The 6,224-nt window shown below is 41.2% G+C and carries 6 protein-coding genes; 2 read left to right on the forward strand and 4 right to left on the reverse strand.

Annotated elements, in window-relative coordinates:
- Nucleotides 1-18: 18 nt before the first annotated feature.
- From IQ242_RS13930 to IQ242_RS13945, 4 genes are all read right to left on the reverse strand, one after another.
- Entirely contained in the window at nt 19-552 is a 534-nt protein-coding gene (locus IQ242_RS13930) for a GNAT family N-acetyltransferase (protein WP_193960377.1), read from the reverse strand.
- A 172-nt stretch (nt 553-724) separates the two neighbouring features.
- Nucleotides 725-2,788: an ABC transporter ATP-binding protein/permease gene (locus IQ242_RS13935; RefSeq protein WP_193960378.1), complete on the reverse strand. Its 2,064-nt coding sequence runs from the start codon at nt 2,786-2,788 to the stop codon at nt 725-727.
- A gap of 225 nt (nt 2,789-3,013) precedes the next feature.
- Nucleotides 3,014-3,268 carry a hypothetical protein gene (locus IQ242_RS13940; protein ID WP_002734677.1) on the reverse strand — a complete coding sequence of 85 codons (255 nt, stop codon included), beginning with the start codon at nt 3,266-3,268 and terminating at the stop codon, nt 3,014-3,016.
- Nucleotides 3,269-3,444: 176 nt separating this feature from the next.
- Nucleotides 3,445-4,389, reverse strand: a complete 945-nt coding sequence (locus IQ242_RS13945; RefSeq protein ID WP_193960379.1) for an NAD(P)-binding protein — start codon at nt 4,387-4,389, stop codon at nt 3,445-3,447.
- A 97-nt stretch (nt 4,390-4,486) separates the two neighbouring features.
- On the opposite strand from IQ242_RS13945, the gene IQ242_RS13950 reads away from it, so the two are divergent.
- Nucleotides 4,487-5,314 (forward strand): YaaW family protein, encoded by an 828-nt coding sequence (locus tag IQ242_RS13950; RefSeq protein WP_043996993.1) that lies wholly within the window; start codon nt 4,487-4,489, stop codon nt 5,312-5,314.
- A 1-nt stretch (nt 5,315) separates the two neighbouring features.
- Nucleotides 5,316-6,224, forward strand: a 909-nt coding sequence (locus tag IQ242_RS13955) for a polymerase (protein WP_193960380.1), incomplete at its 3' end; no start/stop codon positions are given.

Consider the following 6,224-nt stretch of genomic DNA (forward strand, 5'->3'; position numbering starts at 1 on the left):
CCCCACCAACAAACTTTTTCAGCAAACCCTACTTAATTTCCAGACCAAGACTTTCTCTCGCGCTTCTATCAGATCCATGCCTATTTTTTCTAAAACTCGCTTTGAAGCTATATTATCGGGAGCGCAGCCAGCGGTCACTGTTTGCATACCAGGTTGAGAAAGTGTCCAGTCCATCATTGCTTTTGTCGCCTCAGATGCGTAGCCTTGTCGTCGATATAACGGTGCTACTTGATAGCCAATTTCTACAGCATCTGTGGGTAAACCTGTGACATCAGGAATAATTTTGATCATCACATGACCAATAAGAGTATTTTCTGCTTGATGAATAATTAAACTCCCCCACCCCCACTCATTTTGTAAGGGGAATTGCAGCAAAATATTCGCAATATCAGGGAAAGCTTGAATCAATTCTTGTTCGGCCCAGTCAGCTGCAACTTTTACCCCCAAAATTGTTGCTAATTCATCGATACCTATAATTGCGGCCTTGAGAAGTTCAAGCTTTAAGGGGACTAAATATAATCGTTCCGTCACCAGATTTTCCAGTGCTTTCATTTGATAAAACTCCTATACCAGTTATCAGTTAGTAGCTTGTTAATCAACTTACCCAGCAAAAACCTCATTCTCTAGTTCTCCTGAGAGGGGAAAGTCTGAAAAATTTTCCCTACCCCCTACACCCTACCCCCCACACCCTGTCTCAATTTCAATCTGTTTGTCACCCCATTAGCTATATTCTCACCCATTTTAAGGTTTTTGGGTCTTTATCGTAACGATAATTAAAACCATCTTTGGCAGTAATAATTTTACCTAAACTGGCACGACTCCGGACGTTACTTAAAGAATAATCAGTTAGAGACTGCATTTGTTGATGGGACAAACCTTCGGCTATTTCAGAAACTCCTGCAATTTCCGCATCATGCTCAGTTTTAACCTCAGACAAAGGCTCTATTTTTACCGCCGAGAAATTTTCTGATTTTTTTGACATCATCACTAGGTTATTCACTTTTTTGCGCTGATAATCTTCTACAGTTGACAGCTGCCAATGGGAATTTTCTGTTAACTCTAAGACCCATCGATGATAATTAAATAAACTTTCCCGATGACCAACACTAATAAAAGTGGTTTCACTTTCCTGTAATTGCTGATATAAGCTGGCTTCATTTACCAAATCTAAAGCGCTGGTTGCTTCATCTAAGATAGTAAAAGTAGGTTTAGTGATTAATAGTCGAGCAAAAGCTAGTCTTTGCTGTTCTCCGAGGGATAAAATCTGTTCCCAGTTGACTTGTTTATCTAAGCTATTTTTGTCAGTTAATAAATGTTGCAGGTTGACTTTTTTTAAGATATTTTCTAATTCTTCATCGCTCACCTGATCATTGGTATGGGGATAAAGTAATTGCTGCCGTAAAGTGCCAAGGATAATATAAGGACGTTGGGGTAAAAATAACATTTTAGCTAAAGGAGGACGCACTAAACGACCGCTACCTGCTTTCCATAAACCGGCGATTGCTCGTAACAAGGAACTTTTTCCTCGACCACTGGGGCCAATAATGAGTAGGCTTTCTCCCAAAGGGACAGAAACCGATAAATTCTCCACAATTACCTTTTCATAATCGGGAGTTTGTAGGGTAAAATTTTCAAAAGCTAGACGATTATCTTCCAGGGTGGTAATACGACTTAAGTTTTTCGGCTCTTCACTGGCAACTTTTAAGGCATCTGTCAAGGTAGCTAACCGTTCAATATAACTTGAAACTTTACCCGATGTTCCCCATTCAGTAATTAATTGTCCCAAGGCATTAGAAAAAAGGAAACAGCATAAACTCGCTTGACTAATTTCCCCATAATCGATTTCATTTTTAATAAACATCGGGGTCAAAATAAACATTGAAAATACACTAATCGCTGACTGATAACCTCGATTAAAAAGATTATTAAACCGTTCCCAATTTATCAGTTTTTCCGAGCTTTGAATAACCCGTTCAAAACGGCCTTCAATGATTTTTTCTTCCTGCTCTTCTCCCTGAAAAAAAGCAATGGATTCGGCGTGGTTACGCACATGGGTTAAAGCATAATTATAATCAGCTTTATCATTAAGCTCCGATTGATTAATTTTGTTTAATTCTTGAGTTAGATAAATTGCTATTAAATTTCCTGCGATCGTATAAATTATTAGATAAACCGCAATTTGCCGAGAAATTGTCCAAAGAATAATCGCAAAAGTAATCATTTGTAACCCTTTTTCCACGAAGGTAATTAACAACCTTAGGGTCATGGTCGTAATTGGTTCAATTTCTTGAGATAATCTTTGATCGGGATTTTTTAAAGCTGAGGTAAAATCAATGTTATAATAAGCGCGATCATTGAGATATTTTTTAACGGTTTGTTTGGTTAACCACTTATACCAATCTAAGGCCACTTGACGACGAATAAATTGAGAAAAAGCAAATAACCCCGTTGTTCCTATAATCAACAAACTGGATAACCACAGCGTATTGAGATATTTAGAAAGGTCTCTATCTTCAATAATAATATCGAGTACATAACGATTCCAGTAGCTACTAAAAGCTTCTACCCCGACTGTTGCCAAGATACTTAAAAGGATCAAAGCTGACATTCCCCAAGAAATGATCACATCTCCAAAGGCACGTCCATTTAACTCCGTTGGATACCAATAGGGTTGAGCGACAATTTTTAGGCTTTCCCAAAATTGACCAAATAGTGAAAAGGGATTCTTGGCGGACTGGTCGGACACAACAGGGTTTTCCGTTGCTTGTTTAGTAGTATATTGAGGCATCTAGATCCAATTGGCAGTTCTTTTACTGTTCTCTTGACAACTCGCTATCATATTGTAGCGGCAGAATTACCTCTTGTTGTCTTTTGTTGACATTTTTATCTAGAAGATGAAAGCCAGCTATGGTCAGAAAGCTCTGACATAACTAAAAACTACTTGACCCATTTTTGTTAGTCTAGCACTTTAGATACTGATTACTGTTTACTGATCACTAAAAAACCCCATCTCTCAATCTCCATCATCCTCAAAATGATTAGCTAGTAGGAATTTTCGACTGGTATTCAACTCTTGCCAAAGCTGGTTAATTTTCTCGTAAGCTTCCGTGGAGGTAAGTTTTCCCCCACTGTGCAAACCAGCGATAAAAGAGACTCTCAGGGCGAATTCCTGCAAATTAGCATTAAAAACCAAATTTTGTGGCGTGAATAAACCCCTGTAGCTGGTTTTAGGGTAGAGAAAGTTATCTTTAGAATTGAATTTTTCCATTGTGACCAACCCCCCAGTATAGGATACCTACATTATTATATTACTTAACCTTTTGTTAACTTAAGCTTAACCTAAGAATTTGAACTTGTCTCTAGATTCTAGGAGAGTAGCTGCTGAACTTGATTAGGACGTTGGGTTTCATGCTTCAACCCAACCTACGTTCTGTACCTAGATTCTTAAGAGAGTAGCTGCTGAACTTGATTAGCCGCCGCTATCCCAGAATTTAAGGCCGTTTCTAGGGAAGAATTTCTCGATAAATCTCCCCCTTGACACCAATCACCACAGGCAACTAGAGGTAAAGGACTATTAACACTTAAACAGGGTACAGCTAAACCCTGACGGACTAAAGCATAACGCCAACGATGAATCCAGGACCAATCGGGGAGAGGCAAAGAAGCACGAGAGAGCAAATCTAGCTTAACTGCTTCTAAATCCTCGCTATCGAGATATTTAACCGCAAAATCTCCACTACTATGCACAACAAAGACATAATCAGGGGATGATTGCCGTTTACTGCTATCAAGTCCTAACCAAGCGATATCGGTGGAGGGAGCAACTGCGGGTAAAGAATCGCCATAACCCGCCATTACCGTTAAACAGGGATCGTAAACGATTGATCGCAATTCTGGCATAGTAGTTATGGGAGAGTTTTCTAACAATAACGCTGCTTGCGGGGCGGGAATAGCCAAGACAATCACCGGAAACTCTCCCCGAATTTGACCGTTATTGTTTAAAACCCATTTTTCTTGACGATTTTCCAGACGAGTAACCAGAAAATCTCGTTCAATTTCTAAACCTTTAGCTAAAAATTTCGCCACGCTATTGATGCCAGAAGGAGCAACATAGCTAGAATCAAACCAAGAAGTAACTATATTCTCTCTCAGGAGATTATCAATTAAAGCCGCCGTTTTTTCGCCCTGAATAGTCAAAAAAGGCAAACCATGATCCACAGCAATCTCTTGATTAGCTCGATTAACCCGTCGCGTGGCTAAACGACCACCAATGCCTCTAGACTTATCAAATAGCTTAACAGTATAACCTCGATCGCACAACTGACGAGCGCAGGTTAACCCGGCTAAACCCGCACCAATGATCCCAACCTTAATCGAAAAATTTGTCACTAGCCTTCCTAATCCTGTGAACCCTTGAGTTAATATTAGTAGTAATCAGCACTAGCGAAACTGATTTGATTATTGGGGCTGAGGAGGAAAAACCACATTGGACGAACTACGCACAGCTTTGGAGTTAGCCACCGAGGAGGAACTGCAGCAAATCACTAACATCCTCTTTTGCCGTCGTTTTAACCCCCTCGATTATCTACGAGCGCCGGACGCAATCGCCGTTCAAAGTCAAGATTGGGAAAGTTGGTTAGATAGCGTCGAGGATCGTTTTCGTTATCTGGCTGCCGATGGTGTGACAGTATTAAAAGGTCAAACGGAAAAAGTTAGTTATCGTCAAATTCTAGTTCGTGTCTGTCATTTCCTCAAGGTTCCCTACTCCCAAAAAATGCCGACAACGGAAATTGAAGCGGAAATCTATCTTCACCTCGTTAACAAAGCTTGGAAACGTCTCCCCCCATCGGAACAAAAATCCCTCTCGATTCAAATTCAAAAAGCGCTCGCGGATTCCCACACTCCCCAACCCTTACCCGTTCACCTACAACACAATCCCCTTGATATAGTCCTCAAAGGCAGTAGCGTCATCGCCATTAATTCTATCCTGAAACCGATTCTGCTCAAACATATCGCCGGGCAGTTCGCTCTTCATTTTGTCCGCTATCAAGGGGCAAAAACTGCTGTAGTCCAGGGTGGGGCAATTGTTAATCAAATCGCCCTACAAACGGCTAAACAGGGCATGACTAGGGCGGCGGCCCGCTACGGAGCGGTCAGAACCGTGTTAAGTTTGGTAGGACCGGCTTTATGGGGTTGGTTTATTGCTGATCTCGGTTGGAAAGCGATCGCCACTGATTACGGCCGGATTATCCCGACTATTTTTGCCCTTGCCCAAATTCGTCTGACTCGTGAGGATTGTTGGCAACCTGCCTAGCATGAAAAAGATTTTTTGTCAAGGGTGGGAGTGGAATTTAATACTTTTTTCAGTTTTTATCGCTATGATGCTGCCGGAGTTGGCGGGTATCGGCATTATTATCGTGTTAATTAGGGTTTTTACCGGCAATTTTCGGGCAATTATCCAGTCACGTCTCAATCAAGGTCTCGGTATCGTCACACTTTGGTTAATGATTAGTGCCAGTCTTTCCCCAACTCCGGGGGATGCTTGGATTGGTTTAGGAAATTTCCTGCCTTTTTTCTTCTTTTTTAGCAATATCAGACAATTAATTAAAAAACCCTCTCAGTTGCGTCAACTAGCTTGGGTGATGGTTATTCCGTCGGTTTGGGTAGTGGTGATGGGATGGGGACAAATTTTTCTCGGTTGGCAAAAACCGGAAGCATTAAAAGGGATTTTTACCTGGCCCTACGGAGCGGGGGGCGAACCTTTAGGTCGGATGTCTTCGGTTTTTATGTATGCTAATCTTTTGGGGGCTTATTTACTTATAACTCTGATTTTAGCGTTCGGTTTATTAATTCTAACTTGGCGGCAGTGGCACAGACAAAGAAATAACCTTTTAAATCTCAAAGTCGGGTTTTTAACTTTAACCATATTTATCGACAGTGTAGGGCTATTTTTAAGCAATTCTCGCAATGCTTGGGCCTTAGCCTTTTTAGGTTGCCTAATTTTCGCCCTTTATCTGGGTTGGAATGCCTTAGTCGCTGGTTTTGTCCTCTTGGGAGGGGTGATTTCTCTTGCTTCTTGGGGACCAAATCCTTTCAGGGATAGTCTGCGTTTTTTGGTTCCTAGGGCGATTTGGGCGCGATTATCCGATGAAATGTTCCCCAATCGCCCTCTAGCTACTCTCAGAGCAACCCAATGGCGTTTTACTCTAGAAATGACCCAAGAA

This window comes from Microcystis sp. LEGE 08355 (assembly GCF_015207185.1).
In the GTDB taxonomy this organism is placed as follows: Bacteria; Cyanobacteriota; Cyanobacteriia; order Cyanobacteriales; family Microcystaceae; genus Microcystis; species Microcystis panniformis.

Coding starts and splice junctions, on each gene's coding strand:
- IQ242_RS13935 (WP_193960378.1), bottom strand. CDS start 2,788: ATGCCTCAATATACTACTAAACAAGCAACGGAAAACCCTGTTGTGTCC.
- IQ242_RS13930 (WP_193960377.1), bottom strand. CDS start 552: ATGAAAGCACTGGAAAATCTGGTGACGGAACGATTATATTTAGTCCCC.
- IQ242_RS13940 (WP_002734677.1), bottom strand. CDS start 3,268: ATGGAAAAATTCAATTCTAAAGATAACTTTCTCTACCCTAAAACCAGC.